Source organism: Mycobacterium adipatum (assembly GCF_001644575.1).
In the GTDB taxonomy this organism is placed as follows: domain Bacteria; phylum Actinomycetota; class Actinomycetes; order Mycobacteriales; family Mycobacteriaceae; genus Mycobacterium; species Mycobacterium adipatum.
Window position 1 is genome coordinate 1,610,188 of sequence record NZ_CP015596.1, and the last position, 25,289, is coordinate 1,635,476.

A 25,289-nucleotide genomic window follows, 5' to 3' on the forward strand; every position below is an offset into this window, starting at 1 on the left:
CTTACGGCGGTTACGCTCGGCCCATGGTGGCCCGATCCGCATATGTGGTGGTGGACCTCGACGGTGTGGTGCACGGGCCGCAGACACCGCTGGTGCGGGCGGCCGACCCGATGCTCACCCACGGTGACGGTGTCTTCGAGACCACCTTGTTGCGCGATCGGCGTCCGTGTCTGCTGGAGGCCCACCTGGCACGGCTGGACCGCTCGGCCGCCATCGCCGGTCTGCCGCGCCCCGATCCCGCGCGCTGGCGGGCGGCGGTGGCTGTCGCGGCCGCCCACTGGTCCGGTGCCGCCGAGGCCGTGCTGCGCTTGGTGTGCGGGCGGGGCGCCTCGTTCGTGATGGTGTCCGAGGTGCCGGCGCGGGTCCGCACCGCCCGGGACGGCGGACTGGCGGTGGTGACACTGGATCCCGGCCCGCGCGGCGCAGTGGCGGGCGCCAAATCGCTGTCCTATGCCCTCAACGCGGCGGCGCTGCGGGAGGCGGCACGCCGGGGCGCCGGTGACGCGATCTTTGTCGACGCCGCCGGCCGGGTGCTGGAGGGGCCGCGCTCCTCGGTGGTGATCGCGCAGAGCGAAACGCTGCTGAGTCCGCCGCCGACGCTACCGATCCTGGCCGGCACCACCGTCGAGGCGCTGTTCCGGATCGCGCCACGCAGCGACTTCCGTGCGCTCACTGTAGCGGATCTTTTTGCCGCCGAAGGGGTTTGGTTGCTTTCATCGGTGACGCTGAGTGCTCGGGTGCACACTCTCGACGGGGTGGCGTTGCCTGCGGCGCCGGCCGCGGGCGAGTTGGCCCGGCTGGTGGACCGGGCGGTCTCGCACTAAATCGGTTGTCGGGTCACGGTTTCGGGAGTACGGTCGCTCGTACACAAGAGAGGAGGTGGTCCGAGAAATTGAGTGACATACGGACAAGTGAGGTGGCTGCTAGCTAGCAGCACCAGGAGTGTGACGGAGCTCTTGGCCGTTCGCACATGCGCTCATCGTGCAGTCCTGCGAGCGCTGGCGAATCCCAGGCAGCCACCCGGCCCCCGAGCCCTTGGTTGGTCCAACCAAGACGAACGGCTCGGGGGCTGCTCCATATCCGGGGCCGTCAGCGGCTCGGCGGTGCGGGAGCCAGCGAGCGGCAGGCCTGCATCGCGGCGTCCCAGGTACCGTGGTCCACTCCCGGCGGCGCCGGTGGTGTGGCACCCGCCGTGGGCGGTGCCGGGGGCGGCCCGTCCGGATGGCCCTCGGGGCCGCCGGGGCCACGCGGCCCGCCGTCCGGCGGCGAGGGCACGCCGTTATCGGAAAGACACTGCTGGAAATCGGCGTGATCAGGTGCCGCGGCGGCCTCCGATGAGCACGCCACCACACCGGTCAGCAGCGCCGCACCGGCAAGCCCGACAACGGCGGCGCGCAGCGATGACAGGATCATGTTGTTCTCCTCCTCTACGGATCGGGTGCGATCGACGTTAAGGAGGCAAGGTGGGCATCACATAGCAGCGAGCTTGGTGCAGGCTATGCGTGCGGACGTCAGCCGGTGAAGCGGACCAATCGCGCCGACAGATGCGGGACCAGGCCGCCGTCGGCGTCCACCCGCTCCTCGACATAGGCGAGGTCGCCGCCCTCGATGATCCCGTAGAGGCGTTTGGCGCCGCCCACCAGCATCCCGGACTTGCTGCGGGCCAGGGCATCGGTGGCCAGTTCCCAGGACGCCTGGTTGAGCGGGCTGCCGTAGAAAAGCTCGACGAAACCGGCCGAATGGGCGAGCAGCAGCTCGATGGCTTGCGTCTCATCGACATCGGCCGGGTCGTTGACGAAGCGCCAGAACCCGGTCTCGCGCAGATCCGCGGACAGGAAATCGCCTGTCTCGGTCAACCGCCACGAGCGGGAATCCCAGTTCAGGAAGTCGCCGCCATTGTGGGAGACGATGATCTGTTGGCCGAACCGGTAGTCGCCGTCGGCATCGCGACCCTCGCCCTCACCGCGCCACACGCCGACCAGCGGCAGCAACGCCAACAGCGCCGGGTTGAGGTCGGCCCCGGCGCGCAGGTTCGCCGTGTCCGCGGGTAACGGTAGGTCGTCGAACACCGGAATGTTGCGGGCCGCGGTGACCTTGGCCCGTTCAGCCGCAGAGGCGACGGCCCGGTCACCCGAGCCGGGCACGACTGCGTCGCTGTCGGCGCTCACCCCTCGTCGGTGACGAGCCGATAGACGGCGTAGAGCGCGAACCAGGTGATGACGACGACGGCCACCACGAGCAGAAATTCGAAGAACAACACCACGGGGATGATCCTAACCGCCAAGGGTCACCGCGCTCGAGCCGAGGCCCGTGCGCGGTGACCCTGGGTAGTGGCTAAGCGACCTTGACGTCGATTTCGTGGATGCCGGCGCCGGTCGGGGCGATGGTGGCATCGCCGTTGCCGGCGGGGGACAGGGCCCGCAGCGTCCAGTTGCCGGGGGCGGCGAAGAACCGGAAGTCACCGGTGGCCGACGCGACGACCTCGGCGGTGAACTCGTCAGAGCCGTCCAGCAGGCGCACGAAGGCGCCGCCGACCGCCTGGCCGGAGCCGTCCACCACACGACCGGTGATGACGGTTTCCTTCTCCAGGTCGACGCCGGCGGGCAACGTCTGTCCTTGTTTCGGTGCAGAGCACATAATCAGCTTCCCAACTCGATCGGGGCTCCCACCAGGGAACCGTATTCCGTCCAACTGCCGTCGTAGTTCTTGACGTTCTGGTGACCCAGCAGCTCCTGCAGCACGAACCAGGTGTGCGACGAGCGCTCACCGATGCGGCAGTAGGCGATGGTCTCTTTGGCGCCGTCCAGGCCGGCCTCGGCGTACAGCTTGGCCAGATCCTCGTCGGACTTGAAGGTGCCGTCCTCGTTGGCCGCCTTGCTCCACGGCACGCTGATCGCGGTGGGGATGTGGCCGGCGCGCTGGCTCTGTTCCTGGGGCAGGTGGGCCGGGGCCAGGATCTTGCCGGAGAACTCGTCGGGGGAGCGCACGTCGACCAGGTTCTTCTCGCCGATCGCGGCGATGACCTCGTCGCGGAAGGCGCGGATGTCGTTGTTGGGCGCCTTGGCCGAGTACGAGGTGGCGGGACGGTTGGGCACCTCGGTGACCAGGGGGCGGCCGTCGAGTTCCCACTTCTTGCGTCCGCCGTCGAGCAGCTTGACGTCCTCGTGCCCGTACAGCTTGAAGTACCAGTAGGCGTAGGCGGCGAACCAGTTGTTGTTTCCGCCGTACAGGATCACGGTGTCGTCATTGGCGATGCCCTTGTCGGACAACAGTTTCGAGAACTGCTGCTGGTCGACGAAGTCACGCTTGACCTGGTCCTGCAGCTCGGTCTTCCAATCCAGGCGCACCGCGCCCTGGATGTGGCCGCCCTCGTAGGCGGAGGTGTCCTCGTCGACCTCGACGAAGACCGTTTTCGGCGCGTCGAGATTGCTCTCGGCCCAGTCGGTGGAGACCAGGACGTCGGAGCGTGCCATGAAGTAGTTCCTTTCGTTGTACAGCTGGGGTCAGACGGGTACGCGGCGGAACCGCGCCACGAGCGGGTAGATCTGGCAGCCCAGGCAGATGCCGAAGGCGGCGTTGAGAAACGCGGCGAACAATGCGAAGGCGGTGGCGACGAGACCGACGACCGGGGCGCCCAGCGCGAAGCCGACGGTGCCGGCCGCTGCGAACAGGAAGCCGACCAGCTGCGCGAACCGCAGCGGCGGCACCGGTTCGCGCTCGGTCACCGGGCCCAGTCGCGGGGCGACGAGCGCGGCGAACGCCAGGCCGTAGGGATGCCGTCGCGGTCCCGCGGCGGTGCCGACCGCGAAGACGACCGTCTGCAGGCCCAGGATGACGGCGGCCGCGGGCACACTGACCGCCGCGGTGAGCAGGGTGACGATGAGCACCGCGGTGGTGATCCATGCGACGAAGCGGGGCCCGCGCACGTCGACCTGATCGTGCACGCGCCCGGCGGGCAGTGTTCCCGCTCCGGTATCGACTGACATGTGAATGCTCCTGTTGCTTGGCTGGGCTGGACTGGCAGGCCACGGAGGCGCCTGGCGAAGCGGCGCACCAAGATGAGGGCGCAGCTGTCAGCAGCTACAACAACAGCAACAACCCGCGGTGCGGCACAGATCAACTGCGCGGCGTTTGGTGAGCATCAGCTCAAGGCGGGCGGTCACGACGCACACAATACCCGTAGGCACCGCCATCAGGCCAATAGCGGTTCGAGAGCCGAGCGCAGGTCAGCGGCTTTCGGGACGCCGGTGCTCCGGTATCGCGGCCGCCCGGCGGCGTCGAAGATGATCGTGGTCGGCAGTGACAGCACCGAAAGCCGGCGCGCCGCCTCGGGATTGTCGTCCATGTCGATCTCGACGTGGGCCACCGCCGGGAGTTCCGCGCACACCTGATCGACCACCCGGCGTACCGCCGCGCACGGGCCGCACCAGGTCGCGGTGAAATGCAGGACCGTCGGGCCGGTGTCGGACAGCCCCAGCCCACTGGTGTCGATATCGGCGGCCGCCGCCGCGGCCTTGATCATCCCCGAGCGCAGCGTCATCATCTTGCCGACCAGGTACCCGATGCCGAGCACCGCGATCACGATCACGATCACGAGCGCCCACGATGTACTCATGACTGCCTGAACTCGTCCAGGCGCACGGTTAGTCCCTTCGCGATGCCCTCGACGATGATGTCGGATCCGCGGGCACCGGCGGTGGTCGGCGTCAGGCCGAAGGGCAGACGCTGGCCCGGGATGCGGGTGCTGAACGCCTTCAGTACCGCGGCGGTCCTGTTCTCGGGCACCGGTTCGTCCGCGGTGCCCGGTCCGGTCAGTACCCCGGTCGCGGTGAGGACCAGCGTGCTGCCGTCCGGATCGGCGACCGTCAGATCCACCGCCACGCTCACCCGCTCGGCGAAGTCCGCATTCGTCGGAGTGCCGGTGAACACCAGATCCTTGCCGCTGGAGATGCCCGACTCGGTGACGCCCTTGAGGCCGTCCTCGGTTTCCCGGGTGGGCGCCTCGACCAGCAGGTCCTTGATGCCCATGAAGCGGCCCACGTGCGTGGAGTCGATGATGATCCGGCTCTCGGCGATCCCGACCGGCAGCGCGGCGTCCGGCCCGATCAGCCAGGTCGAGTCCGTCAGGTCGACCGAATGCAGCGTCGCCTCCAACGACACCTTGCCGGTGACCGGGTGCTGGACCCCGCCCGCCCGGATCTCGACCTCGCGGTAGTGGTGGGCGCGGGCCTGGGTGATGAAGGGGAACCCCAGGATGCTGGCCCACGGATCGAAATGCAGCTGCGCGGCGGTGCGAACGCTGCGGGCCAGCCGGTATTCGGCGTAGATCGCCGCGCCGAAATCCGTTCCCACGCCGCCCAGAACCACCGCGAGGAGGGTCGCGAGGACACCGGTCAGCAGCTTGCGCACCCGGACATTCTGTCGCACTCACCGGGTCGGTGGATGGACACCCACCGGTTCCGGTCTGCTAACCAGCAGGTAGCACGGTATTGTTAGGCGATCGTCGGTCGTAACGGCCACGTGTCAGTCATGAATCGCCGAAGTTGCCTCCGACACCGATGTCCCGGGGACGATCCAGGACGCGGGAGAACATATTGGAACTCTTACTTCTGACCGTCGACCCCCATCCGGACACCGTGCTGCCTTCGCTGTCCCTGCTGGCCCACAATGTCCGCACGGCGCCCACCGAGGTGTCGTCCCTGCTCGAGGCCGGGACGGCCGACGTGGCGATCGTCGACGCGCGCACCGACCTGGCCGCCGCGCGCGGCCTGTGCCGCCTGCTGGGCACCACCGGGACCTCGATCCCGGTGGTGGCCGTGGTGAACGAGGGCGGGCTGGTTGCCGTCAACGTGGAATGGGGTCTCGACGAGATTCTGCTGCCCGGCACCGGGCCCGCCGAGATCGATGCGCGGCTGCGGCTGCTGATCGGGCGCCGGGGCGGGGTCGCCGACCAGGAGAGCGTGGGCAAGGTGACCCTCGGTGAACTCGTCATCGACGAGGGCACCTACACCGCACGGCTGCGTGGTCGCCCGCTGGACCTGACCTACAAGGAGTTCGAGCTCCTCAAGTACCTCGCCCAGCACGCCGGCCGGGTGTTCACCCGGGCTCAGCTGCTCCAGGAGGTGTGGGGGTACGACTTCTTCGGTGGTACCCGCACCGTCGACGTGCACGTGCGACGGTTGCGCGCCAAGCTCGGCCCCGAGTACGAAGCGCTGATCGGCACCGTCCGCAACGTCGGTTACAAGGCCGTGCGGCCGGCGCGCGGGCGTGCGCCGGCACCGGCGGCCGACGAACTCGAAGACACCGACGATTACGACGGCGAGCTCGACACAGACCTTGGCGAATCTGATTTCGGTTCGGCCGCAGGCTCTTTCGGTCCGCTGCACAGCCAGTGATCGAGTGGCGGACCGGGCTCTCGGCCGACGATCAGGCCCAGATCACCGGTATCATCGCCGCGGCCACCACCGTGGACGGGGTTGCCCCGGTGGGTGATCAGGTGCTGCGCGAGCTGGTTCGCGATGACACGCGGCACCTGTTGGCCCGCGACGGGCGCACCGTGGTCGGCTACCTGAACCTGGCGCCCGAGATGGCCGAGGCGGTGGTGCACCCGGACGCCCGGCGCCGCGGCTTCGGCGCCGAGCTGGTCCGCACCGCGCTGGCCGCCGGCGGGCCGCAGACCAGAATCTGGGCGCACGGCGACCTGGCGCCGGCCAGAGCGCTGGCCGCCACGCTGGGCCTGCACCCGGTGCGTGAGCTGCTCCAGATGCGCCGGTCGTTGGCCGATCTGCCGAGTTACCAGGCGGCACATGAGATCCGCGGCTATGCCGGACCGGCAGACGACGCCGAGTTGCTCCGCGTCAACAACGCGGCGTTCTCCTGGCATCCCGAGCAGGGCGGCTGGACCGAAGCCGATCTCGACGAGCGTCGCGGCGAATCCTGGTTCGACCCGGCCGGTCTGTTCCTGGCCTACGAAGGGTCCAGGCTGCTCGGCTTCCACTGGACGAAGGTGCACGGGCCGACCCTCGGCGAGGTGTACGTGGTCGGGGTGGACCCCGCCGCGCAGGGCCGGGGTCTGGGTGCCGAACTGACGTTGCGTGGGCTGCATCATCTCGCCGACCGACTGGGCCCCGAGGCCGACGTCACGCTGTATGTGGAGGGTGACAACACGGCCGCGGTGAAGACGTATCGGCGGCTGGGGTTTGACGTCTTCAGTGCCGATATTGCGTATGCGGGCGGTTCAGGTGCAGCAGTCGGGGTCGAGCACCACGCATAGCGCGGCCACCGCCTCGCGGCGCACCGTGTGAAAGACGCTCATGCCGCGTCGCTCGGAGGTGACCAGGCCCGCCTTGCGGAGTTGGCTGAGGTGATGGCTGACCGTCGATTCGCTGAGCCCGACGGCGTCGGCGAGATCGCTGCTGTTGGCCTCCGCGGTCGGACTGCTGAACAGCAATGACATCAGCTTGACCCGCGCGGGATCGGCGAGCGCCTTGAGGCGCAGCGCGACCTCCAGCGCCGCCTCGTCACTCATCGGGCCCGCGGCCACGGGTGCGCAACACACCGGTGCGGACATGTCGACCAGCGGCAAGGACTTCGGCATGAGGGCAATCCTAGCCAATTCATTGACATATGTCGAAGAGGTGGGCATGCTGAACCCAGCGCGCTAATTCGATATATGTCACACAGGTATGGAGGTTCATCATGTCCCGCATTCAGCTCGCCCTCAACGTCGACGACCTCGACGAGGCCGTCGCGTTCTACGCCACGCTCTTCAACACCGCACCCGCCAAGCTCAAGGAGGGCTACGCGAACTTCGCGATCGCCGATCCGCCACTGAAGCTCGTCCTGTTCGAGAACCCCGGCCAGGGCGGCACCATCAACCATCTCGGCGTCGAGGTCGGATCCAGCGACACCGTGCACTCCGAGATCGCCCGCTTCACCGCGGCCGGGTTGTTCACCGACGAGGAGATCGGCGCCACTTGTTGCTTCGCCACCCAGGACAAGGTCTGGGTCACCGGACCGGCCGGGGAGCGCTGGGAGGTCTACACCGTGCTCGCCGATTCGGACACCTTCGGCACCAGCCCGCAGCACCCCGGGGATCCCGACGCCGGCGTGTGTTGCGGCAGCGTGGCGGCGGACACCGACGATGACGAGGTCACCGCGGGTGCGGGCTGCTGTTAGCCGACCCTGGACGCGGTGAGCGCCGACAGGGCGGGGATGCCGACAGGCTCGGTCGCCAGTAGCGGCACCACCGCCACCCGACCGGCCTGATCGGCTCTCACCGTGTTGATCTCGGGAACCTCGGCGATCGCGCGTCGGCGAAGCACCGGGGAGGTCGGGCGCGCGGCGGCCAGCGAATTGTTGATCACCCAGGCCCAGGGGTGGATGTCGGCGCGCTCGAGCTCGCGAGCCAACCCGGCCGCTTCGAGCACCGGAGTGGTCTCGGCGAGCGTGACGATGATGACCTTGGTGAGTGCGGGGTCCTGTAGCCGCATCAACGGGGTGGTGAAATGCCGGTCGCCCAACTGCCGGGCGACCTCACGGTGGTAGGAGCCGGTGGCATCCAGCAGTAACAAGGTGTGCCCGGTGGGAGCGGTGTCGACGACGACGAACTTGTGTCGCGATTCGCCGATGGCACGCGAGAAGGCTTGGAACACAGCGACTTCTTCGGTGCAGGGCGACTGGAGATCCTCTTCGAGCATCATCCGGCCGCGGTCGTCGAGCGCTGCACCCTTGGTGGCTAGCACATGTTCGCGGTAGGCGCGGGTGGCCTCGGTGGGGTCGATACTCGACACGTGCAGGTTGTCCAGGGTGCCGTGCAGCGTGTCGGTGAGGTGACCGGCGGGGTCGGTGGTGGTCAGATGCACCAGATGTCCGCGGTTGGCCAGGGCGACCGCGATAGCGGCGGCGATGGTGGTCTTGCCGACCCCGCCCTTGCCCATGCACATGATCAAACCGTGCTCGCCACTGGCCAGTTCGTCGACCAGAGCGGACAGCGGGGCGTCCGCCACATCCAGGGCGACGTCCTCGGCGGGATCGGGGGAGCCCGGCTCGCGGCTGAACAATGACGCGAGCGCCTCGAGCCCGACGATGTTCGTGGCCTTGAGATCCACCAGATCCATCGGGAGCGCACGCAGTTCGTCGGACAGATCGGCGATGGCGCGCTGTTCGCGGCGATAGATCGCCTCGGCGAGCGGATCATCGGTGGCCGCGGCGGCCGGCAGGACTCCGTTGATCACGACGTACTGGTGGGTGAGGCCGATCGCGGCGAGTTCATGGTGGGTGCGGGTGATCTCGGCCAGGGTGGACCGCTGCGCGCGGGCCACCAGGACCAGGCGGGTGCGCTGCGGATCGGCCAGGGCCGCCACCGCGCCCGCGTACAGTGCCCGCTGCTTCTCCAGTCCGGACAGCGGACCCAGGCACGACGCGTCGCCCTTGCCTGCGTCGAGGAAGTCGGTCCACGAGCCGGGGAGTTGCAACAGCCGGATGGTGTGCCCGGTCGGCGCGGTGTCGAACAGTACGTGGTCGAACTGCCTCATCGGGCCGTCCGAATCGGTGAGCAATTCGGTGAATTCGTTGAACGAGGCGATCTCGGTGGTGCAGGACCCGGAGAGTTGCTCGGTGATCGCGCGCAGTTCCTGTTCGGGCAACAGGCCGCGGACCGGACCGATGATGCGTTCGCGGTAGTCCTCGGCGGCCTGGTCGGGGTTGATCTCCAACGCCGACAGCCCCTCCACCGCAGCGATGTCGGTGATGGTGTTGCCGATCGTGAGGCCGAAGACCTGGCCGACATTGGATGCCGGGTCGGTGCTGACCAGCAGCACCCGCTTGCCGAGGGCGGCCAGCCGGATCGCCGCGGCACATGCGATCGAGGTCTTGCCGACACCGCCCTTTCCGGTGAAGAACAGGAATCGCGGGGGGTCCGTCAGGAACTTCACGAGTTCAACAACAACCGGAAGCATCGGAAGCGCCGCTGCCGCAGCAGCTGTCGCCGAGCAAGTTCGGTGCGGCCACGTCGACTCCGGCCCATTTGGAGAGCTGCTCGCGATCGGGATAGCGGCCGGTCATCGCGGTCACACCGTCGACCAGGACCAGCGGCAGTCCGGCGGATCCCGCGACGTGCAGAAACGCCCGCACGGTCTCGTTCCCGGCGAAGGCGCCCGGCTCGCTGGCCAGGTTGTAGCGGGCGACGTCGCCGCCACGGCCGGCGACGAAATCCAAGTCGGCGGAGAACACCACCAGCTGCTGATCCACGTCCTCCCCGCAGACCCCGGTCGCGCAACACAATGCGGGCTCGAACACCTCGATCTTGCTCATCGGACGGTCTCCTTCAGGTGGGGTAGCAGTTGGTTGACCCGGGTCGCGATATCGTCACGCACCAAGCGCATGCGCTCGATGCCGTCGATACCGCGTTCGGAGGGCTCGTCGGTGTCCCAGACTTGGAATTCGGTACCCGGCACCGGCGCGAGCTCGGCTTCCCGGCCGAGTATCACCACCACGTCGACATCTCGGACACGCTGCGGATCAACCAGTTTCGGTGACTCGCCGGTGATATCGATCCCGATCTCGCGCAAGCTCTCCGCGGACAGCGCATTGATGGCCGTTGCGGGTTTGGTGCCCGCGGAGTAGACGTCCACCTCGCCGCCGGCGAGGTGGCGCATCAGCCCGGCGGCCATCTGCGATTTGCCGCCGTTCTTGGCGCAGACGAACAACACGGCGGGCTTGCGGGTCACTTCGTCTCCTCGGTCACGGCGGGGGTCGGTTGGGTGAATCGTCCGCGCAGCGCCAGCGATACGTACACCAGGGCGACCAGGACGGGCACCTCGATGAGCGGGCCGACGACCCCGGCCAGCGCCTGCCCGGAGGTCACGCCGTAGGTGGCGACCGCCACCGCGATGGCCAGCTCGAAGTTGTTGCCGGCGGCGGTGAAGGCCAGCGTCGTGGTGCGCTCGTAGCCCAGCCCGATCAGCGCTCCGAGCAGGTAGCCGCCGCCCCACATGACGGCGAAGTAGGCCAGCAAGGGCAGTGCGATCCGCGCGACATCCCAGGGTCGCGAGATGATCTGGTCACCTTGGAGCGCAAAGAGAATGACGATGGTGAACAGCAGGCCGTAGAGCGCCCACGGTCCGATCTTCGGGAGGAAACGAGACTCGTACCAGTCCCGGCCCTTGGCCTTCTCGCCGTACCGGCGGGTGAGAAAGCCTGCCACCAAGGGAATCCCGAGGAAGATGAGCACCGATTTGGCGATCTGCCACACCGACGTATCGATGGTGGTCTGCTCCAGGCCGAGCCAACCCGGCAGCACCGACAGATAGAACCAGCCCAAGACCGCGAACATGAAGACCTGGAACACCGAGTTGATCGCCACCAACACCGCGGCGGCCTCCCGGTCACCGCAGGCCAGGTCGTTCCAGATGATCACCATCGCGATACAGCGGGCGAGGCCGACGATGATCAACCCGGTGCGGTACTCCGGCAGGTCGGGCAGCATCAGCCATGCCAGCGCGAACATCAACGCGGGCCCCAGCAGCCAGTTCAGCGCCAGCGAGGACAGCAGCAGTTTGCGGTCGCCGGTGACCGTGTCCAGGCGGTCGTAGCGCACCTTGGCCAACACCGGGTACATCATCACCAGCAGACCGATGGCGATGGGCAGTGAGACACCGTCGAGTTCCACGGCGCCGAGGGCACTGCCGAGACCGGGGATGAGCCGGCCCAGCAGCAGTCCGGCCGCCATGGCGATGCCGATCCACACCGGCAGCATCCGATCCAGCGCGGACAGCTTCTTGACGACCGCCGAGTCGGCGGCGGTGGTGGGGGTGCTCATCGTGCAGTCTCCTCGACACAGGCATCGGATGGTGTGGGGGGTCCGCTCTCGATCTGCAGGATGTTCGAAAGCTGTTGTAGTGCTTCGGGGACGGCCCGGTAGTACACCCACGAGCCGCGTCGCTCGCTACCCAGGATGCCGGCGGAGCGAAGCACCTTCAGGTGGTGGGAGATGGTCGGTTGGGACAGGTCGAATGTTGCCGAGATATCGCAGACGCATGCCTCGCCGCCGGCGCTGCTGGCGATCAGGCTCAGCAGCCGCAGCCGGACCGGATCGCCCAGCGCCTTGAACATCTGCGCCAGCGGCAGGCATGCCCGCTCGTCAAGAGGCGCTCGGCCGAGGGCGTCCTCGGTACGCAGCAGCTGGAGTGAATTCGACATTCATCTATATTGACGTATATCGAATTAAGGGGCAACCGGCACCGAGAGTTCGGCGAGCAGTGCCCGCACCCGCCGCTCGATCTCGTCGCGGATCGGTCGGACCGCGTCGACACCCTGGCCGTGCGGGTCCTCGAGCACCCACTCTTCATAGCGGCGGCCCGGGAAGATCGGGCAGGCGTCGCCGCAGCCCATGGTCACGATGACATCGGCGGCCCGCACGATTTCCTCCGTCCACGGCTTGGGGTACTCGCGGGAGATGTCGATACCTCGCTCGGCCATTGCGGCCACAGCGGCCGGGTTCACCTCGTCCCCGGGCTCGGAACCACCCGACCACGCCACCGCGCGATCGTCGGCCAGGTGGGTGAAGAATCCCAGCGCCATCTGTGAGCGGCCCGCGTTGTGCGTGCACAGGAACAACACGGTCGGCTTGCCGTCATTCGACTTGCCTTCGACCTTGGCCAGCGCGTGCAGGCGTTGGCGGGCGAAGCGCTCGGCGAGCAGCGGCAGGAAGTTGGGTACGCTCGCGCGCCCCGCGAACTGCTCGTACGAGGTGTGCAGGAACAGTTCGATGGTCTCGACGCCGAAGTGGTCGCCGAAGTCTTGCTGCAGCCGGGTCGCGGAGGTCCGCAGCGCCAGTTGCTGGTCGATCGACAGATCGTGCCGCAGATGCGGATGGCTCTCGGTGAGGTTGTCGCTCATGTGCTGCTCCTGGGTGTTCGTCGTTCAAAGGGGTTGAAGGCTGGGGGTGAGGCGGTCGATGCGTGCGGTCAGGTCGTCCATTGCTTCATCGAACGCATCGGGTTCGGCGGTTCGGGCCGGGTCGCAGACCGACCAATGGATACGTGGGAGGTCGGCCGGCAGTTCCTCGTGGGCGTTGTCGCAGACCGCGATGACCAGATCCGTCGGGTCCATGACCTCGACGAGATGCCGGGGTTTGGTCGGGCGTAGCGGCAGGTTGCGCCGGCGCGCCGCGGCGACGGCGCCCGGGTGCACCTCGGTGGCCGGTTGGGTCCCTGCGGATGTGGCGGGGACCGAACTGCGCCGGTTCCAGATGGCCGCCGCGAGTTGGCTGCGAGCCGAATTCTGGGTGCAGACGAACACCACCCGCCGCGCTTTGTGGTCGGCGGGCGAGATCAGGGACTCCAGCGCCCCATGGTTGAGCTTCAGGTAGATCCGTCGGCCGTCGGCCTCCGAGCGTGAGCGCTCGATCACCGCGGCGCGCGCAAGGACGTTGACGTGGTGCGCCAACAGATTCGACGGGATGGACAGCATTGCGCGCAGCTCGGACGGGGCGGCGTCGGCGCCGAGCAGGTGGTCGACGATCGACAGTCGTACCGGGTCGGCGAGGGCGGCGAGCACGGCGACCCGGCGCGCCAATTCGGAAGATCGATCAATGGACATTGACTCAATCATTACTGAGTCAATTGGCGGACGTCAACGCCGCGGGCGGGTTTCCCCCGGTCGGCCCCTGCTGGTTCATCTTGCGTTCACTATCCGTAGGGCATCGATTCACAGGTGGCCCTTAAGTTCACAGCCGAGCGGCGAGAGAACTGCTCGACGCGACATGCGTGTCCCGATATCCGTACTCGAAGGAGCTTCGTGAAGGCCAAACGATCTGGTGCCGCGCTGGGCATGCTTGCCGCCGGTACCCTGCTGCTGTCCGCATGTGGAAGCGACAACAACACCGGCAGCACCGCCACCAGCGGTTCGGCCTCCGGTACGTCGTCGGCGGCCGCGGACTGTGGCGGTAAGAACTCCATCACCGCCGAGGGTTCGACCGCGCAGCAGAACGCCATCGCGCTGTTCAACCAGGTGTGGGGTCAGAAGTGCCAGGGCAAGAACCTGTCCTACAACCCGACCGGGTCGGGCGCGGGCCGCGAGCAGTTCGTCGCCAAGAACGTCGACTTCGCCGGATCGGACTCCGCGATCAAGGAAGAGCAGGCCCAGCAGGCCGCCGAGCGTTGCGGTGGCAACCCGGCGTGGAACCTGCCGCTGGTCTTCGGTCCCATCGCCATGGCCTACAACGTCGAGGGCGTCGAGGGACTGGTGCTCAACGGTGACACGCTGGCCAAGATCTTCCAGGGCCAGCTGACCAAGTGGAACGATCCGGCCATCGCCGCGCTCAACGAGGGCAAGACCCTGCCCGACACCGCCATCACCCCGATCTTCCGCTCCGACTCCTCGGGCACCACCGACAACTTCCAGAAGTACCTGGAGGCCGCCTCGGGGGGTTCATGGACCAAGGGTGACGGCAGCGAGTTCCAGGGCGGCGCCGGCGAGGGCGCGCAGAAGTCCGCCGGTGTGGCGCAGGCCGTGCAGGCCACCCCCGGCGCCATCGGCTACGTGGAGAAGGGCTTCGCCGATCAGGCCGGCATTCCCTACGCCCAGATCGACACCGGTGCCGGCGCGGTCGAGCTGACCGACGAGTCGGCCGGCAAGGCGATCGACGCGGCCAAGTTCGCGGCCGAGGGCAACGACCTGACGCTCGATCTGGACTCGCTGTACGGAACCAAGGAACCCGGCGCCTACCCGCTGGTGCTGGCCACCTACGAGGTCGTCTGCTCCGATGGCTATGACGCCGAGACCGCCGCGGCCGTGAAGTCCTTCCTGACAGTGGCCGCCAACGACGGCCAGGCCGGACTCTCCTCGGCCGGTTACGTGCCGTTGCCGGAGAAGTTCAAGGAGCGTCTGCTGACCTCCATCGAGGCCATCGGTCCGGCTTCCTAGTTCGCTGGCGTAGACGCTGATTCGAGACGAGGATGGGTGCGGAGACCGCATGACATATCAAGGTATCGAGAAGGGCTCAGACGGTACTTCCGTGACTATTCCGAATCCAGCAGACTCGGGGTCGGGTGCGGCGATGGCCGCACCCTTCCCCGAGCCCACGCCGACTGCAACGAATCCGTCGAAGAACTCCACGGTGCGCATCGGCGACCGGATCTTCGGTGGGCTCGCCAAGGGGTCGGGCATCCTCGTCATCGCGATCATCGCCGCGATCGGGATCTTCCTGCTGTGGCGGGCGATCCCGGCGCTCAGCCGCAACGAGGAGAACTTCTTCCTCTTCGGCGGTAACTGGATCACCACCGACACGTCCGCGATGCACTTCGGCATCCTGGACCTGCTGCAGGTCACGGTGTTCGTTTCGGTGTTCGCCCTCATCTTGGCGATGCCGGTGGCCCTGGGCATCGCGATCTACCTGACCAATTACGCGCACAAGCGGGTCAAGGGGCCGTTGGCCTACATGGTCGACCTGCTGGCCGCGGTGCCCTCGATCATCTACGGCGTCTGGGGACTCTATGTCCTCGCGCCGGCGATCAAGCCAGTTGCGGTGTGGCTCAACGAGAATCTGAGCTGGCTGTTCCTGTTCTCCACCGGCAACGCATCGGTGGCCGGCGGCGGCACCATCTTCACCGCCGGAATCGTGCTGGCGGTGATGATCCTGCCGATCATCACCGCCGTCACCCGCGAGGTGTTCGTCCAGACCCCGCGCGGGCAGATCGAGGCGGCACTGGCACTGGGCGCCACCCGCTGGGAGGTCGTGCGTACCACGGTGCTGCCGTTCGGCATGTCGGGCTACATCTCCGGCGCCATGCTGGGCCTGGGCCGCGCGCTCGGTGAGACCATCGCGCTGCTGATCATCCTGCGCGGCACCCAGACCGCGTTCGGCTGGTCCCTGTTCGACGGCGGGTTCACCTTCGCCAGCAAGATCGCCTCGGCGGCTTCGGAATTCAACGACCAGTACAAGGCCGGCGCCTACATCGCCGCGGGTCTGGTGCTGTTCATCCTCACATTCGTGGTGAACTCGCTGGCCCGTGCCGCGGTTTCCGGAAAGGACCGGTCCGCATCATGACCGCAACACTGGATCAGCCGCTCAAAGCTCCCACCTTCCAGGGTGTCAGTGGGCGGCGGAAGTTCACCGACAACCTGGCGACGGTCCTGGTGACCGCGTCGGTGGTGATCGCGATCGTGCCGCTGGTGTGGGTGCTCTACACCGTGGTCGCCAAGGGTATCGGCGTCGTGCTCGACAGCACCTGGTGGATGAACTCGCAGGCGGGCATGACGGCCTTCCAGGCGGGCGGCGGCGCCTACCACGCGATCGTCGGCTCGTTGCTGCAAGCCCTGATCTGTGCCGTCATCTCGATCCCGATCGGCATTTTCGTCGCCATCTACCTGGTGGAGTACGGGGGCGGGACCCGACTGGGCAAGGTGACCACCTTCATGGTCGACATCCTCACCGGCGTGCCCTCGATCGTGGCCGCCCTGTTCATCTACGCATTGTGGGTGGCGACCCTCGGCTTCGAGCGCTCCGGTTTCGCGGTGTCACTGGCTCTGGTGTTGTTGATGATCCCGGTCATCGTGCGCGCCACCGAGGAGATGCTGCGCATCGTCCCGATGGACCTGCGCGAGGCGAGTTATGCGCTCGGCGTGCCGAAGTGGAAGACCATCTCGGCCATCGTGGTGCCCACCGCGCTGTCGGGCATCGTCACCGGCATCCTGCTGTCGCTGGCCCGGGTCATGGGGGAGACGGCACCGCTGCTGATCCTGGTGGGCTACGCCCAGGCCATGAACTTCGACATGTTCAGCGGTTTCATGGGCTCGTTGCCCGGCATGATGTTCGACCAGACATCGGCCGGCGCCGGCGCCAATCCCGTTCCGACCGACCGCCTGTGGGGCGCTGCGCTCACCCTCGTGGTCCTCATCGCGCTGCTCAACGTCGGTGCGCGGTTCATCGCCAAGTTCTTTGCCCCGAAAAAGGTTTAGGAGAGTCTGACATGGCCAAGCGGCTGGATCTCAAAGACGTCAACATCTACTACGGTGCGTTCCACGCCGTGCAGAACGTGTCACTGTCGGTGGAACCGCGCAGCGTGACCGCGTTCATCGGCCCCTCGGGCTGCGGTAAGTCCACCGTGTTGCGGACCCTGAACCGTATGCACGAGGTGATCCCCGGTGCCTACGTCAAGGGCTCGGTGCTGCTCGACGGTGAGGACATCTACGGCGCCGGCGTCGATCCGGTGGGTGTCCGCAAGACCATCGGCATGGTGTTCCAGCGCCCGAACCCGTTCCCCACCATGTCGATCCGCGACAACGTGGTGGCCGGGCTGAAGCTGCAGGGCGTCCGCAACAAGAAGACCCTCGATGAGGTCGCCGAGCGTTCACTCAAGGGTGCCAACCTGTGGAACGAGGTGAAAGACCGCCTCGACAAGCCCGGTGGCGGTCTGTCCGGCGGCCAGCAGCAGCGTCTGTGCATCGCCCGCGCCATCGCCGTGCAGCCCGACGTGTTGCTGATGGATGAGCCGTGTTCGGCACTGGACCCGATTTCCACCCTGGCGATCGAGGATCTCATCTCGGAGCTGAAGCAGGACTTCACCATCGTCATCGTCACGCACAACATGCAGCAGGCGGCCCGGGTCAGCGATCAGACGGCGTTCTTCAATCTCGAGGCCACCGGCAAACCCGGCCAGCTGATCGAGATCGACGACACCGAGAAGATCTTCTCCAACCCGACCCAGAAGGCCACCGAGGATTACATCTCCGGCCGATTCGGCTGACGGTCTCACAAGCGACGTCGGCGCGCTCACGTTCGGTCACCGAACGTGAGCGCGCCGAACTCGTTCTAAGGGGTCAGCACCACCCTGGTGCCGGACGGTTCCGCAGCGGCCCAGGCGTCGGTCACCTCGGCCAGCGGCCGGGTTCGGGTGCGCAGGTCGATGGTGCCGGTCGCGACCATGTCGAACAGCCGCGGCAGCGCCTCGGAGCGGATCCTGGCCAACACGTCGGGCGGCACGCTGCCGATCCCGACCCCGGACATGGTGATGCCGGTGCCACGCAGGATCGCGGCCGGCAGTTCGATGGCGGGTCCGGCCATTGCCCCGATCTGGACGAATCGGGTGCGGTGATAGTGCGCGGCGGGGTGGCCGGCGGCCAGCGCGGTGAGCGTGCTCGCGGCCGGGGCACCCCAGAGGTAGTCCAGTACGGCATCGAAGGGGCGTTCGGCGTGTAGAGCGCCGATGCGCGCGTGCACCTCCGGGTCGCGGAGGTCCATCGCCTCGTCGGCCCCGACCGTGCGCAGCCACCGCAAGCGGGCAACGTCGCGGCCGGTGACGATCACCCGTCCGGCGCCGAACACGGACTTGGCCAGTTGCACCGCCAACGAGCCGGTCACGCCGGTGGCGCCCAGCACCAGCACATGGTCGCCAGGTGCCACGGCGGCGGCATGCTGCAGTGCGGCCCAGGCCGACATACCGGGATTCGGCACGGCTGCGGCGGTGACGGCATCGAGCCCGTCCGGTAGCTCCAGCATTGCGTGCGTGCTGATCAGAGTGCGCTCGGCCATCATGCCGTAGGGCGCGACGGCGCCGGTGTACACCCGTCGGCCGTCCTCGAGCCGGGCGACTCCGTCTACTCCGGCGACGGCGGGGAGTGTGAGTTCACCGCTGGCATAGTGCTTTCCGCTGATAAGTGCCTTGGTGAGATTGGTCAGGGCGCTCGCCTCGACGGTGGCGACAACAGTGCCGTCGCCGGGCTGCGGCTCGGGAAATTCAGTGTAGCGGGGCGTCTGGCCCCATTCGGTGACGACGGCTGCCTTCACGGCGCTCTCTCCTCATGGTTTCCGAAGATATGGTTTCTATGGAAACAATGTACGGCGGCGCATCCTCGGTGGCAACATGGTTTCCGTGAAAACCAAGTCCGGGCTGGTCGATGCGGTCAATATGTTGGTCGGCGCGGTCGGGGACAAGTTCGACGCCGACGAGGACGGCGATCCGGAACGCGATTTCATGATCCAGCGCTGCCCGAAGCGGTTGGAAGGCGTGATTCACCGATTGCCGACCCTGTCGATGCACCTGCTCGCCGCCATCGGGGAGGGTCCGTCCAGCGTGGTCGGGCTGGCTGCCCGCTCCGGCCAACTCAAGGGGACGGTGTCCAAGCATGTGCAGCGCCTGGTGGAGGCCGGCCTGGTGGAGCGCACGCCGGTGCCCGGCAACCGTAAGGAGATTCAGCTGCACCTCACCGCCGACGGCGCGCTGGTCTGCGCGGCACACCGCGAACTGCACCGCGAGATGGACCTGGGTATGCGCGAGTTCCTGCAGCGCTACAGCAACGCCGACTTACAGGTGCTGGAGAAAGTGCTGCGTGACCTGCTGGCCGCGCGCAAGGTAGGGGTGCGGATCGTCGCCGACGACGGCTGACGTCAGCGTGGCTCCTCGAACGTGCCGTCCTCCGGGAATGAACCTGTGGCGGTGAAGATCACCCGGCGAGCCACCTCGACGGCGTGGTCGGCGAAGCGCTCGTAGAAGCGGCTCAGCAACGTCACGTCGACGGCTGCGGTGACACCGTGCTTCCAGTCCTTGTCCATCAGCACCGAGAACAGGTGGCGGTGCAGATCGTCCATCGCGTCGTCTTCTTCGCGGATCCTGGCGGCCTTGTCCGGGTCCAGGGTCTCCAGCACCTCTTGTGCGCTGCGGCTCAATTCGACTGCGACTCGGCCCATCTCGGCGAAGTAGCCGTTGACCTCCTCGGGCAGCGCGTGCTGCGGGTGGCGGCGGCGGGCGATCTTGGCGACGTGCAGCGCAAGGGCACCCATCCGGTCGATGTCGGCGACGATCTGGATGCCGCTGACGATGGCGCGCAGATCGCCGGCAACCGGCCCCTGCAGGGCAAGCAGCAGGAAAGCGGCTTCCTCGGCGCGAGCGCTGATCTCGGTGATGCGGTCATGGTCGGAGATGACCTGCTCGGCAAGTGCCAGGTCGGCCTGCAACAGGGACTGGGTCGCGCGTTCCATCGCCACGCCGGCCAACCCGCACATCTCACCGAGCTGAACGGTCAAGGAAGACAGCTGTTCCTGATACGCAGTACGCATGTCATCACCTTACGGTCAGCGGGCCAGAAGGTCACGATGCCACAGGTGAACGAAAGGTGAATGCCCTTCGTGTCCGGCTGGCCGAACTATTCGCAGCTGGTATCCGCGGCGTTGGTGACCGTGAGGTCCTCGGGCAGCTCGGTGACGGACTCGCTGCTGGTTCCGCGCACCATATGCACCTTCACCGATGATCCGCTCGGTGAAGGCGGCGTCACCGTGCTGAAATCGGAGCCGAGCACCACCCGTACGACATCGCCCATCCCGGTGACCCGCTCGATGGTGGCGTTGTGGAACGACGATGCGACGGTGGCGGCGGCCTGCTCATTGCCCGGTGAGAAGAACACCGTCGTCGATTCCAGCGGGCCGGGGTAGTCATCGGGGGTGTCGATGTTGAAACCGTGCTGCTGCAGCACATCGGCGGCGCTGCTGGCCAGGCCGGATTCGCCGGTCGAATTCGATACCCGCACCGTGACCGCGCCGGGCTCGGTGGCCACCGCGTTGACCAGCTCACCGTCCGGGTCGGCGGATGTGGTTGAGGGGCTACCGGATTCGGGTGTCTGGGGCACCGGGGTGTTGTCGGCGTTGCGCTCCTCGGGCAGCGGGTCATCGTTGATGATCGCCTCGAACAGCGCGGCCATATCGTCGACCCTGGGCTGCTCGTTTCCGTAGTCATCGGCGTAGCCGGTGGTCGGGACGGTGACGAAGGTGATCCGGCCCGCGTTCACGCCCTGCACGGACTGCCCCAGGTCGACCAGATCCCTGGTCCTGATGTTGTCGACGTAGCTGTCCTCGATGAACATGTTCACGACGTTGTTGAGCTTGCTGAGGCTGAAGAAGACCTCTTTGGAGATCAGCGAGCGCAGCAGCGAAGACAGGAACCGCTGTTGGCGCTTGATGCGGCCGTAGTCACCGTTGACCTCGGTGGTCACCTGGCGTGCGCGCACATAGTTCAGCGCGGTGTGGCCGTCCACCAGCTGCCGGCCCGGGTTGGCCAGCACCGTTCCCAGCTCGTAGTCCTCCAGCGGGGTGGTGCTGCACACCTCGACGCCGCCGAGCGCGTCGACCATCTTCGCGAACCCGGTGAAGTCGACTGCCATGAACCGGTTGACCGACAGTCCGGACAGCTTCTGGATCACTTTCACCAGGCACTTGGGCCCGCCGACGGCGTACGCGGAGTTCAGCTTGGTCTCGGTCCAGGCCTCGTCCATGCCGTACATCGGTGATTCTTCGTCGGTGATCGGACCGTAGGCCCCGGTCTCGGGATCCCACGGTTCGCACTTGATCGGTGTGATCGCCAGGTCGCGCGGGAAGGACACGGCGACAACACGTTTGCGATCGGCTGGGATGTTGACCAGCATGATGGTGTCCGAACGTGCGCCGGCGGCGTCATCGGTGGTGCCCGCACCCACCTCGCTGTTCTGGCCGATACGGCTGTCGGTGCCGACGATCAGGAAGTTCTCGTCGCCGAACTGCGCGTTGGGGTCGACGATGTCGCGCGAGTTGGGGTCCAGGGCCGAGACCTGGTTGAGGCTGTTGTTCTTCATCGACTGCCACTGCCAGGCGCCACCGGTCAACACCAGTGCGCACACCGCCAGGAGCGCGGCGGCGACGCGGCCGACGTTGCGGGCCCGGTGGTGCTGCACCGGCGCCGGGTGCGCGGTGTGCAGCGGGCGAGGGGGCCGGATGGCGGCCAGGTCGGGCAGTTCGTCGGCATACGCCGACGCCACATTCATGACCTCGGTGACCGGCTCACCCGGATCCGGGTGAGCCGCGTGCCCCGGTGCCGACGGCTCGAAGATCACCGCTTCGACCGGGTCGGTGATCTCGGCGGCGCTCTCGGGCGCCGGCTCGTCGTCCTGGGGGTCGGCCCGGCGCCGTTTACCGCCGGTGCCGGTGGGCTGATCGGCGGCGAGTTTGGCGATCAGGTCGGCGACGGTGACACCGTCGGTGTGATTACCGCCGGCGGTGTCCGGCGGCACCGACGTTTGGGCGCGCTCCCACGGCGTGGCACCCGGCGCCGACCGCGCGGATCGGGTAAGCCATTGGTTGTCCTCCCCAGAGGCGCGCTCGGGCAGGTCAGGAGTGGCGCTATCGCCGTCACTCATGTCCTACCGGCCTTCAGCTCGTGGGGATCCGTGCGCGCCGTTGCGCTCGGTGGTGGTCTGCGCTGCGTGAAAGCCGCGACAAACTCTTTTAGCAGCAGTGCACCCGGCTCCGCCACCGGAGCCCGGCCTGGTGGCCCCTCATCGTACTGAGACAACCTGAGAGTCGGCCAGCCCGTCGCGGTGACGGAGCGGTCTCGGGATCATCTCACCGGTCAGCCGCCGGAGTTCATCACGTCGGCGCCGACGGGGACCGTCAGGTCATCGGGATCGTCGAGCCAGCCCTCGGGCAGACTGACCGCCCCCGGGGAGCCTTGCCGGCCCCGCGGACCGCCGGCCACCTCGGGGAACGCGACATCGGGATCAAGCTCGGCGAGCAGCGCATCGAGCTCGCGCAGAGTCTTGACCAGCGCCAATGCCCGGCGCAGGTCGGCGCCGGCGGGAAAGCCGTGCAGATACCAGGCGACGTGCTTGCGGATATCGCGCATGCCCTTGTCCTCGCCGAAATGGGCCGCGAGCAGTTCGCCGTGACGGCGCACGATATCGGCCACCTCGCCGAGGGTGGGCGGGGTGGCGATCGGGCGTCCGTTGAACGCCGCCGAGAGCTCGGCGAACAACCAGGGCCGGCCCAGGCAACCGCGGCCGATGACGACTCCGTCACACCCGGTCTGTTCCATCATCGCGAGCGCATCGGCGGCGTCGAAGATATCGCCGTTACCGAGCACCGGGATAGTGCGCACCTGCTCCTTGAGCGCGGCAATCTGGGTCCAGTCGGCGCTGCCCGAGTATCGCTGCGCAGCGGTGCGGGCATGCAGGGCGACGGCCGCGGCACCCTCGGACTCGGCGATCCGGCCGGCGTCGAGATGGGTGTGGTGGTGCTCGTCGATGCCGACCCGGAATTTCACCGTCACCGGGATGTCGGTGCCCTCGGTGGCCCGCACCGCGGCCGCGACGATCTTGGCGAACAGCTTGCGCTTGTAGGGGATCGCGGAGCCGCCGCCGCGCTTGGTGACCTTGGGCACCGGGCAGCCGAAGTTCATGTCGATGTGGTCGGCCAGGTTCTCCTCGACGATCATCTTCGCCGCCGCGTAGGTGGTGTCCGGATCCACGGTGTAGAGCTGCAGCGACCGCGGCGACTCGTCGGGTGCGAACGTCGTCATGTGCATGGTGACCGGGTGCCGCTCGACCAGGGCGCGGGCGGTCACCATCTCGCAGACGTAGAGGCCACTGACGGTGCCGGCGCGGGCCACCTCGAGCTCGCGGCACAGTGTGCGGAACGCGACATTTGTCACACCGGCCATCGGTGCGAGCACGACGGGGCTGGCCAACGCGAGCGGCCCGATCTGTAAGCCAGATCGGGCCGTCTCGCTGTGTGCTGGGGCTAGGAGGCTGCCGATGACGTCACCAACAGGTTCTTCATGGCCTTCTTCTCGGCGACCTTGCGCTCACGCTCCAGGCGGCGCTCCTTGGCCACCTCGAACTTCTCGCAGGTGTCCTCGAGCTCCTTGACCAGCTCGCCGAGGTCGTCGCGCAACCGGGCGCCCTCGCCGGAGAAATCCTCACGCTCGAAGATGCGCCACTTCTTGAGCACGGGCATCACGACGTCTTCGAGGTGGATGCGCGGGTCGTACACACCGCCGACGGCGATGGTCACGGCCTTGCGGCGGAACTCCGGCACGGTGTATCCGGGCATCTTGAAGTTGCGCAGCACCCGGTGCAGGGATTTCATCGCCTGGTTGGGCACCAGATCCAGACCGGCGGCGCTGACGTCGCGGTAGAAGATCATGTGCAGGTTCTCGTCGGCGGAGATCCGGCCCAGCAACTGGTCGGCGACGGTTTCCTCGCAGGCCTTACCGGTGTTGCGGTGCGAGACGCGGGTGGCCAGCTCCTGGAACGTCACGTAGACCACCGAATCGAACAGGGTCGAGGCAAAGAGGTCGCCCTGCTGGTTCTGGCCGGGGGAGAAGCCGCGGGTGACCTGCTCGACGCGCAGCTCTTCCAGCTCGACGGGATCGATGGCGCGGGTGACCAGCAGGTAGTCGCGCAGGGCGATCCCGTGCCGGTTCTCCTCGGCGGTCCAGCGGTTCACCCACCAGCCCCACGGGCCGTCCATGGTGAAGTTCATCGCGATCTCGCGGTGATACGAGGGCAGGTTGTCCTCGGTGAGCAGGTTCTGCACCATCGCGGTCTGGGCGACCTCGGACAGCTTGGACTGTTCGGGGTCCCAGTCCTGCCCGCCGAGGGCGTAGAAGTTCTTGCCGTCCGACCACGGGATGTAGTCGTGCGGATTCCAGTCCTTGCGCATGGCGAGGTGCCGGTTGATGTTCTTCTCGACGACAGGTTCGAGCTCGCGCAGCAGTTGCACGTCGGGTAGGTCTTGCGACACGGTTACTCCCAGTTATCTGTACCTGTTGGTAGCAGTCAATATATCTGTGTCCCCTAGTGACATCAAGTTCCCTCAGCTGTGGGTCTGGTAACGGTTGCACCTCGAATCGGGTGCGCCGGGTCCGTGCTGTCGCTCAGCGGGCGGCCGCGCGGCTGAGCAGCATGTCGGTGCAGTAGTCGACGAACTGCTCGCGGGTCGCGGTCAGGCGTCCGTTCAGGTAGGCGGTGAACAGTGCGGTCAGCGCGCCGACCAGGCCGGTGGCCACCATCGCCTGCAGCGCGGGATCGGTGATCTCGGTGAGCTTGTGCTGCAGCAGGGCGATGAAGCTGGGCATCCACTCGGCGCCGGATTTCGTGAGTACCGGTTCGCGCTCGGGGGCCAGCAGGAGCACCCGGCCGCGGCTGGGGTCGTCGACCATCAGCGTCACGAACGCCTCGACGGCATCGCGCGGTGTCTCCGAGGACATCAGGGCCTTCATCGCGGTGGCGCACACGTCGTCATAGACGGCGCGGACAAATTCGTCACGGTCGGTGAAGCTCTCGTAGAAGTACCGCTCGGTCAGTCCCGCTTCGCGGCAGACCGCGCGCACCGTCAGGGCCGGGCCGGCCGCCCCGCCGAGCAGGGCGACCCCGGCGGCGACGAGTTCGCTGCGGCGCAGTGTCTGGCGGTCCTGCAGGGGGACGCCGGACCATCGGCCGCGTCGTTGACCGGACGACACATCACTCCTAAGCTGCGTAGTGAC

Annotated in this window: 29 protein-coding genes and 1 pseudogene; 9 read left to right on the forward strand and 21 right to left on the reverse strand. The window is 67.3% G+C overall.

What is annotated here, in order from left to right:
• The first annotated feature begins 26 nt into the window (after positions 1 to 26).
• On the forward strand, positions 27 to 824 hold the full coding sequence (locus tag A7U43_RS07605; protein ID WP_411289657.1) for an aminodeoxychorismate lyase: 798 nt from the start codon (positions 27 to 29) through the stop codon (positions 822 to 824).
• Positions 825 to 1,089: 265 nt separating this feature from the next.
• Here the strand turns inward: A7U43_RS07605 and A7U43_RS07610 are convergent, their stop codons facing one another.
• The 8 genes from A7U43_RS07610 to lmeA form a co-directional block, all read right to left on the reverse strand.
• Entirely contained in the window at positions 1,090 to 1,413 is a 324-nt protein-coding gene (locus A7U43_RS07610; RefSeq protein ID WP_067993042.1) for a hypothetical protein, read from the reverse strand.
• Between the two features lie 98 nt (positions 1,414 to 1,511).
• Entirely contained in the window at positions 1,512 to 2,168 is a 657-nt protein-coding gene (locus A7U43_RS07615) for a heme-binding beta-barrel domain-containing protein (RefSeq protein ID WP_067993045.1), read from the reverse strand.
• A gap of 166 nt (positions 2,169 to 2,334) precedes the next feature.
• The gene (locus A7U43_RS07620) at positions 2,335 to 2,637 is read right to left on the reverse strand and encodes a DUF1416 domain-containing protein (protein WP_067993048.1); all 303 of its coding nucleotides are present in this window, start codon (positions 2,635 to 2,637) and stop codon (positions 2,335 to 2,337) included.
• A gap of 2 nt (positions 2,638 to 2,639) precedes the next feature.
• Positions 2,640 to 3,473: a sulfurtransferase gene (locus A7U43_RS07625; RefSeq protein WP_067993051.1), complete on the reverse strand. Its 834-nt coding sequence runs from the start codon at positions 3,471 to 3,473 to the stop codon at positions 2,640 to 2,642.
• Positions 3,474 to 3,503: 30 nt separating this feature from the next.
• Complete coding sequence (locus tag A7U43_RS07630) at positions 3,504 to 3,986, reverse strand: DUF4395 domain-containing protein (RefSeq protein ID WP_067993054.1); 483 nt, start codon at positions 3,984 to 3,986, stop codon at positions 3,504 to 3,506.
• An 87-nt stretch (positions 3,987 to 4,073) separates the two neighbouring features.
• Positions 4,074 to 4,193, reverse strand: coding sequence for an Ms5788A family Cys-rich leader peptide (locus tag A7U43_RS30660; protein ID WP_369323235.1), 120 nt, complete (start codon positions 4,191 to 4,193; stop codon positions 4,074 to 4,076).
• Positions 4,193 to 4,615, reverse strand: coding sequence for a thioredoxin family protein (locus A7U43_RS07635; RefSeq protein ID WP_067993056.1), 423 nt, complete (start codon positions 4,613 to 4,615; stop codon positions 4,193 to 4,195). The genes A7U43_RS30660 and A7U43_RS07635 overlap by 1 nt, the downstream gene beginning before the upstream one ends.
• Positions 4,612 to 5,427 (reverse strand): mannan chain length control protein LmeA, encoded by an 816-nt coding sequence (gene lmeA, locus A7U43_RS07640; RefSeq protein ID WP_197499976.1) that lies wholly within the window; start codon positions 5,425 to 5,427, stop codon positions 4,612 to 4,614. The genes A7U43_RS07635 and lmeA overlap by 4 nt, the downstream gene beginning before the upstream one ends.
• 164 nt (positions 5,428 to 5,591) lie before the next feature.
• Here lmeA and A7U43_RS07645 point away from each other — a divergent pair, with 164 nt between their 5' ends.
• The gene (locus A7U43_RS07645) at positions 5,592 to 6,395 is read left to right on the forward strand and encodes a winged helix-turn-helix transcriptional regulator (RefSeq protein ID WP_231963602.1); all 804 of its coding nucleotides are present in this window, start codon (positions 5,592 to 5,594) and stop codon (positions 6,393 to 6,395) included.
• Positions 6,392 to 7,273 (forward strand): mycothiol synthase, encoded by an 882-nt coding sequence (gene mshD / locus A7U43_RS07650; RefSeq protein WP_082902042.1) that lies wholly within the window; start codon positions 6,392 to 6,394, stop codon positions 7,271 to 7,273. The genes A7U43_RS07645 and mshD overlap by 4 nt, the downstream gene beginning before the upstream one ends.
• Here mshD and A7U43_RS07655 read toward each other — a convergent pair.
• A complete protein-coding gene (locus A7U43_RS07655; RefSeq protein WP_067993066.1) occupies positions 7,238 to 7,597 on the reverse strand; it encodes an Rv2640c family ArsR-like transcriptional regulator in 360 nt (119 codons plus the stop codon). The two genes, mshD and A7U43_RS07655, sit on opposite strands and share 36 nt — an antisense overlap.
• Before the next feature lie 101 nt (positions 7,598 to 7,698).
• On the opposite strand from A7U43_RS07655, the gene A7U43_RS07660 reads away from it, so the two are divergent.
• On the forward strand, positions 7,699 to 8,178 hold the full coding sequence (locus A7U43_RS07660) for an ArsI/CadI family heavy metal resistance metalloenzyme (protein ID WP_067993067.1): 480 nt from the start codon (positions 7,699 to 7,701) through the stop codon (positions 8,176 to 8,178).
• On the opposite strand, the gene arsA is transcribed toward A7U43_RS07660, so the two are convergent.
• The 6 genes and pseudogenes from arsA to A7U43_RS07695 all read right to left on the reverse strand — a co-directional run bounded on the left by arsA (position 8,175) and on the right by A7U43_RS07695 (position 13,602).
• Positions 8,175 to 9,935 (reverse strand): arsenical pump-driving ATPase, encoded by a 1,761-nt coding sequence (gene arsA / locus A7U43_RS07665; protein ID WP_082902043.1) that lies wholly within the window; start codon positions 9,933 to 9,935, stop codon positions 8,175 to 8,177. The two genes, A7U43_RS07660 and arsA, sit on opposite strands and share 4 nt — an antisense overlap.
• A 4-nt stretch (positions 9,936 to 9,939) precedes the next feature.
• Entirely contained in the window at positions 9,940 to 10,314 is a 375-nt protein-coding gene (gene arsD / locus A7U43_RS07670; RefSeq protein ID WP_067993077.1) for an arsenite efflux transporter metallochaperone ArsD, read from the reverse strand.
• Positions 10,311 to 11,821 (reverse strand): annotated as a pseudogene (gene arsB / locus A7U43_RS07680) (ACR3 family arsenite efflux transporter). Before arsB ends, arsD begins: the two are co-directional and overlap by 4 nt.
• Positions 11,818 to 12,201: an ArsR/SmtB family transcription factor gene (locus tag A7U43_RS07685; RefSeq protein ID WP_067993083.1), complete on the reverse strand. Its 384-nt coding sequence runs from the start codon at positions 12,199 to 12,201 to the stop codon at positions 11,818 to 11,820. Before A7U43_RS07685 ends, arsB begins: the two are co-directional and overlap by 4 nt.
• Before the next feature lie 24 nt (positions 12,202 to 12,225).
• Entirely contained in the window at positions 12,226 to 12,900 is a 675-nt protein-coding gene (locus A7U43_RS07690; RefSeq protein ID WP_067993086.1) for an arsenate reductase ArsC, read from the reverse strand.
• 24 nt (positions 12,901 to 12,924) lie between these two features.
• A complete protein-coding gene (locus A7U43_RS07695; protein ID WP_067993090.1) occupies positions 12,925 to 13,602 on the reverse strand; it encodes an arsenate reductase/protein-tyrosine-phosphatase family protein in 678 nt (225 codons plus the stop codon).
• A gap of 231 nt (positions 13,603 to 13,833) precedes the next feature.
• Between A7U43_RS07695 and pstS the strand changes: the two genes are divergently transcribed.
• The 4 genes from pstS to pstB are packed head-to-tail and all read left to right on the forward strand — an operon-like array spanning position 13,834 to position 17,750.
• Positions 13,834 to 14,928 carry a phosphate ABC transporter substrate-binding protein PstS gene (gene pstS / locus A7U43_RS07700; RefSeq protein ID WP_067993093.1) on the forward strand — a complete coding sequence of 365 codons (1,095 nt, stop codon included), beginning with the start codon at positions 13,834 to 13,836 and terminating at the stop codon, positions 14,926 to 14,928.
• A 49-nt stretch (positions 14,929 to 14,977) separates the two neighbouring features.
• Positions 14,978 to 16,051 carry a phosphate ABC transporter permease subunit PstC gene (gene pstC, locus A7U43_RS07705; RefSeq protein WP_067993096.1) on the forward strand — a complete coding sequence of 358 codons (1,074 nt, stop codon included), beginning with the start codon at positions 14,978 to 14,980 and terminating at the stop codon, positions 16,049 to 16,051.
• The gene (gene pstA / locus A7U43_RS07710) at positions 16,048 to 16,962 is read left to right on the forward strand and encodes a phosphate ABC transporter permease PstA (protein WP_067993099.1); all 915 of its coding nucleotides are present in this window, start codon (positions 16,048 to 16,050) and stop codon (positions 16,960 to 16,962) included. The genes pstC and pstA overlap by 4 nt, the downstream gene beginning before the upstream one ends.
• Positions 16,963 to 16,973: 11 nt before the next feature.
• Complete coding sequence (gene pstB / locus A7U43_RS07715; RefSeq protein ID WP_067993102.1) at positions 16,974 to 17,750, forward strand: phosphate ABC transporter ATP-binding protein PstB; 777 nt, start codon at positions 16,974 to 16,976, stop codon at positions 17,748 to 17,750.
• 65 nt (positions 17,751 to 17,815) lie between these two features.
• Here pstB and A7U43_RS07720 read toward each other — a convergent pair whose 3' ends face one another.
• Positions 17,816 to 18,790 (reverse strand): quinone oxidoreductase family protein, encoded by a 975-nt coding sequence (locus A7U43_RS07720; RefSeq protein ID WP_067993105.1) that lies wholly within the window; start codon positions 18,788 to 18,790, stop codon positions 17,816 to 17,818.
• Between the two features lie 85 nt (positions 18,791 to 18,875).
• On the opposite strand from A7U43_RS07720, the gene A7U43_RS07725 reads away from it, so the two are divergent.
• A complete protein-coding gene (locus tag A7U43_RS07725) occupies positions 18,876 to 19,388 on the forward strand; it encodes a MarR family winged helix-turn-helix transcriptional regulator (RefSeq protein ID WP_068002153.1) in 513 nt (170 codons plus the stop codon).
• Between the two features lie 2 nt (positions 19,389 to 19,390).
• Here the strand turns inward: A7U43_RS07725 and phoU are convergent, their stop codons facing one another.
• From phoU to A7U43_RS07750, 5 genes are all read right to left on the reverse strand, one after another.
• Positions 19,391 to 20,059: a phosphate signaling complex protein PhoU gene (phoU, locus tag A7U43_RS07730; RefSeq protein WP_067993109.1), complete on the reverse strand. Its 669-nt coding sequence runs from the start codon at positions 20,057 to 20,059 to the stop codon at positions 19,391 to 19,393.
• Between the two features lie 86 nt (positions 20,060 to 20,145).
• Positions 20,146 to 22,164: an LCP family protein gene (locus A7U43_RS07735; RefSeq protein WP_067993112.1), complete on the reverse strand. Its 2,019-nt coding sequence runs from the start codon at positions 22,162 to 22,164 to the stop codon at positions 20,146 to 20,148.
• A gap of 212 nt (positions 22,165 to 22,376) precedes the next feature.
• Positions 22,377 to 23,462 (reverse strand): tRNA dihydrouridine synthase DusB, encoded by a 1,086-nt coding sequence (dusB, locus tag A7U43_RS07740; RefSeq protein WP_068002156.1) that lies wholly within the window; start codon positions 23,460 to 23,462, stop codon positions 22,377 to 22,379.
• An 80-nt stretch (positions 23,463 to 23,542) separates the two neighbouring features.
• Positions 23,543 to 24,547, reverse strand: coding sequence for an acyl-ACP desaturase (locus tag A7U43_RS07745; RefSeq protein WP_067993115.1), 1,005 nt, complete (start codon positions 24,545 to 24,547; stop codon positions 23,543 to 23,545).
• Between the two features lie 133 nt (positions 24,548 to 24,680).
• Complete coding sequence (locus A7U43_RS07750; RefSeq protein ID WP_067993119.1) at positions 24,681 to 25,265, reverse strand: TetR/AcrR family transcriptional regulator; 585 nt, start codon at positions 25,263 to 25,265, stop codon at positions 24,681 to 24,683.
• Between the last annotated feature and the right edge of the window lie 24 nt (positions 25,266 to 25,289).

What these genes read in the sequence shown, in the direction of transcription:
- A7U43_RS07610 (WP_067993042.1), bottom strand. Translation starts at nt 1,413, where the DNA reads ATGATCCTGTCATCGCTGCGCGCCGCCGTTGTCGGGCTTGCCGGTGCG.
- A7U43_RS07620 (WP_067993048.1), bottom strand. Translation starts at nt 2,637, where the DNA reads ATGTGCTCTGCACCGAAACAAGGACAGACGTTGCCCGCCGGCGTCGAC.
- A7U43_RS07625 (WP_067993051.1), bottom strand. Translation starts at nt 3,473, where the DNA reads ATGGCACGCTCCGACGTCCTGGTCTCCACCGACTGGGCCGAGAGCAAT.
- A7U43_RS07630 (WP_067993054.1), bottom strand. Translation starts at nt 3,986, where the DNA reads ATGTCAGTCGATACCGGAGCGGGAACACTGCCCGCCGGGCGCGTGCAC.
- A7U43_RS30660 (WP_369323235.1), bottom strand. Translation starts at nt 4,193, where the DNA reads ATGGCGGTGCCTACGGGTATTGTGTGCGTCGTGACCGCCCGCCTTGAG.
- A7U43_RS07635 (WP_067993056.1), bottom strand. Translation starts at nt 4,615, where the DNA reads ATGAGTACATCGTGGGCGCTCGTGATCGTGATCGTGATCGCGGTGCTC.
- A7U43_RS07655 (WP_067993066.1), bottom strand. Translation starts at nt 7,597, where the DNA reads ATGCCGAAGTCCTTGCCGCTGGTCGACATGTCCGCACCGGTGTGTTGC.
- A7U43_RS07660 (WP_067993067.1), top strand. Translation starts at nt 7,699, where the DNA reads ATGTCCCGCATTCAGCTCGCCCTCAACGTCGACGACCTCGACGAGGCC.
- arsD (WP_067993077.1), bottom strand. Translation starts at nt 10,314, where the DNA reads ATGAGCAAGATCGAGGTGTTCGAGCCCGCATTGTGTTGCGCGACCGGG.
- A7U43_RS07685 (WP_067993083.1), bottom strand. Translation starts at nt 12,201, where the DNA reads ATGTCGAATTCACTCCAGCTGCTGCGTACCGAGGACGCCCTCGGCCGA.
- A7U43_RS07690 (WP_067993086.1), bottom strand. Translation starts at nt 12,900, where the DNA reads ATGAGCGACAACCTCACCGAGAGCCATCCGCATCTGCGGCACGATCTG.
- A7U43_RS07695 (WP_067993090.1), bottom strand. Translation starts at nt 13,602, where the DNA reads ATGTCCATTGATCGATCTTCCGAATTGGCGCGCCGGGTCGCCGTGCTC.
- pstS (WP_067993093.1), top strand. Translation starts at nt 13,834, where the DNA reads ATGCTTGCCGCCGGTACCCTGCTGCTGTCCGCATGTGGAAGCGACAAC.
- pstC (WP_067993096.1), top strand. Translation starts at nt 14,978, where the DNA reads ATGACATATCAAGGTATCGAGAAGGGCTCAGACGGTACTTCCGTGACT.
- pstA (WP_067993099.1), top strand. Translation starts at nt 16,048, where the DNA reads ATGACCGCAACACTGGATCAGCCGCTCAAAGCTCCCACCTTCCAGGGT.
- pstB (WP_067993102.1), top strand. Translation starts at nt 16,974, where the DNA reads ATGGCCAAGCGGCTGGATCTCAAAGACGTCAACATCTACTACGGTGCG.
- phoU (WP_067993109.1), bottom strand. Translation starts at nt 20,059, where the DNA reads ATGCGTACTGCGTATCAGGAACAGCTGTCTTCCTTGACCGTTCAGCTC.
- A7U43_RS07735 (WP_067993112.1), bottom strand. Translation starts at nt 22,164, where the DNA reads ATGAGTGACGGCGATAGCGCCACTCCTGACCTGCCCGAGCGCGCCTCT.
- dusB (WP_068002156.1), bottom strand. Translation starts at nt 23,462, where the DNA reads ATGGCCGGTGTGACAAATGTCGCGTTCCGCACACTGTGCCGCGAGCTC.